This is a genomic window from Ruminococcus sp. (genome assembly GCF_024684275.1).
The window spans coordinates 1-2,495 of sequence record NZ_JAIKXF010000117.1 but is presented as its reverse complement, the minus strand read 5'-3'; the positions used below and the strand labels follow the sequence as shown (position 1 = coordinate 2,495).

Here is a 2,495-nt window from a genome sequence, read left to right as displayed (position 1 = left end):
TAAAGCTCGGAGAGATCTGAAGTATCTGCACTTCTGTGACCGTAGCGTACTCCGTCATATCTTGCAAGATTGGACGAAGCCTCCGCAGATGATATTATGTAATAAGCCTTTACGGCATCTCTTACTGAAGGAATGGAGACTGTAACAAGCTTTGCACCGCTTTTCTCAATAATACGCAAAGCATTGCTGATACAGCCTTCTACCTCTTTCGACATATATGAATCAAAAATCTCCTTCGGGATACCTATTCTTGTACCATTCAGTGTATCTTTAAGCTCAGATGAAAAATTTTTTCTTACAGATGTCACATCTTTAGCGTCGTATCCGTTTATTATATTGTGGAGGAAATAAGTATCACTGACATTTTTGCCGAAAGAACCGATCCTGTCAAGAGACGAAGCAAAAGCGATAAGACCATATCTTGAAACGGAACCGTATGAGGGGCAAAAGCCCACGATTCCGCAGAATGATGCGGGCTGACGCACAGAACCGCCTGTATCGGAACCGAGCGCAAGAACAGCTGCACCGCTCGCTGCGGCAGCTGCCGAACCGCCAGATGATCCGCCTGCCGAAAAGCCTTCCTTTACTGGATTGACTACCCTGCCGAATATTCCAGTATCCGAGGCCGAACCCATAGCAAATTCATCCATATTTGTCTTGCCTGTTATTACAGCTCCCGCAGCTTTAAGCCTTTCTATGACAGCTGCATCATAAGGAGGTATATAGCTTTCAAGCATTTTTGAAGCACAGGTCGTCCGAAGTCCTTTTGTGGAAATATTGTCCTTTACGGCAATCGGTATCCCCGTAAGCATTGTAACTCCCTCACCTGCTGCAAGCATCCTGTCAGCTTCCTCAGCCTGCTTCAATGAGTTTTCATTGTAAGTTATATAACAGTTCAGCTTCCTCTGCACACTTTCTGCTCTTTTGACAACGTCCTCAAGCACTTCTTTTGCACTGCACTGTCTCTTCATAAGCATATCATGGAGTTCGGCAGCGTTTTTATCGCAAAGGCTCATCATTGCTTCACCGTCCTTGGTACCGAAAAGCATCCGTTATACGTTTCGGGAGCGTTCATAAGCAGCTCATCACGGCTGTATACGGAAGGACAAACTTCATCTTCCCTGAGCTCCATTCCGGGAGTATCACACTGCTCATTGCAAAGCTCGGGAAGATCGGAGACCATATTTATCATTTCAGTCATTTCAGCGGATATTTTTTGCGATTCGTCTTCATTTATTTCAAGCTTGGCAAGCTCGGCTATACGTTTGATATTGATGTCCATTAATTTCTCCTTAGCGGTAGTATAAAAAGATTATATCATATTTTCAGATCAATATCAACCATAATGCGGATAAAACAAAAACAGCCGGCTGTATGCCGACTGTCCTTTGATGTTAATCAATAGTGTGTTCTGAAAACATTCTGTCCGTTCATGCCTGTAAAATATAAATAACCCTGAGTAAAGGATTCAGGCTCCGAAAAATAAAGTGTTACCGAGTCTTTAACGCTTTGTGTAACCTTTGATGAGAACGTACCGAGATTAACGTAGCTCCATGCACCCGAGAACTGTCCGTTTTGTGTGAGCACATCGTAGATCGTGTTCGGGTAGTCAGGAGAGTTCACTCTATTCATGATCACTTCTACTACATTCGCCTTGTTATAATCACTGATCCAGTTACTGCCGGCCTCATGACCTACTGCATTACAAAGAAGTATGTATTCTTCCTCTGATATCGGCAGTTCAAAATCAGTTGATTCAACGTCGATAGATGTCGGCTCTGTCTGCGGTTCAACATATGTCTCTGTTGTTTCCGTAGAAGCCTCAGTTACCGCTTCAGCAACAGTTGTAGTTATTTCTGCTGTTGTGGCAGCAGCTGTAGTAGTTACCGTAGTTGTAGTTTCCTGCGTTGTAGCGTCAAGTGTTGTTGTCGAAGAAATTTCAGCTATGGTAGCTGTGGTGGCTTCCCTTATCACATCAGCAGCAGTCTCGATGATCGACACTGTAGTTGTAGGCTGAGTGGAAGCCTGTGTGATTGCAGCCGGCGCGTGAGCCGGTGCTGGCACCGATTTTGAAATCTTTGCAGCATTTGAAGCTGCTGTACTGTACTGAGAAGTTGTGCCTTCCTGTGCAGAACGTGAATTTTTGCTTGCAGCTGATGTATTATCAGCTATGTTAGATTTCTTGGTGGTTGTTCCTTTGTTTGCGATTGCCTTTTCTGTCTCAACCTCTGTTGCAGATGTTAAAGAGCCGTCTTTGTCATAGTTCATGACCTCAACTTTTTCTTCAGAGACTATATCAGCTGTTTTGATGGTAGAGGAAGTAAGATATGCAGCTCCTGCACCTCCGCCCAGATCTGAAGCAACCACTCCGCAAGCTATCGCTGCGGCTTTGAGATTACCCATCAACTCATCCTTTCCTGAAAAAAGAATTTTCAATTTTTTCGGGCTGTTGATATGATAACACATCTGCCCCGAAATGGCAATACTTTCAAAAT

General features: G+C 44.0%; 3 protein-coding genes. All 3 read right to left on the bottom strand.

Annotation, left to right across the window (positions count from 1 at the left end; translation table 11 throughout):
• A partial coding sequence (locus K5677_RS13295) for an amidase family protein (protein ID WP_296728908.1) occupies nt 1–1,019 on the bottom strand: 1,019 nt, incomplete at its 3' end.
• Complete coding sequence (gatC, locus tag K5677_RS13290; protein ID WP_296728906.1) at nt 1,016–1,282, bottom strand: Asp-tRNA(Asn)/Glu-tRNA(Gln) amidotransferase subunit GatC; 267 nt, start codon at nt 1,280–1,282, stop codon at nt 1,016–1,018. The genes gatC and K5677_RS13295, both read right to left, overlap by 4 nt.
• A 116-nt stretch (nt 1,283–1,398) precedes the next feature.
• Nucleotides 1,399–2,403 carry a cell wall hydrolase gene (locus tag K5677_RS13285; protein WP_296728904.1) on the bottom strand — a complete coding sequence of 335 codons (1,005 nt, stop codon included), beginning with the start codon at nt 2,401–2,403 and terminating at the stop codon, nt 1,399–1,401.
• Between the last annotated feature and the right edge of the window lie 92 nt (nt 2,404–2,495).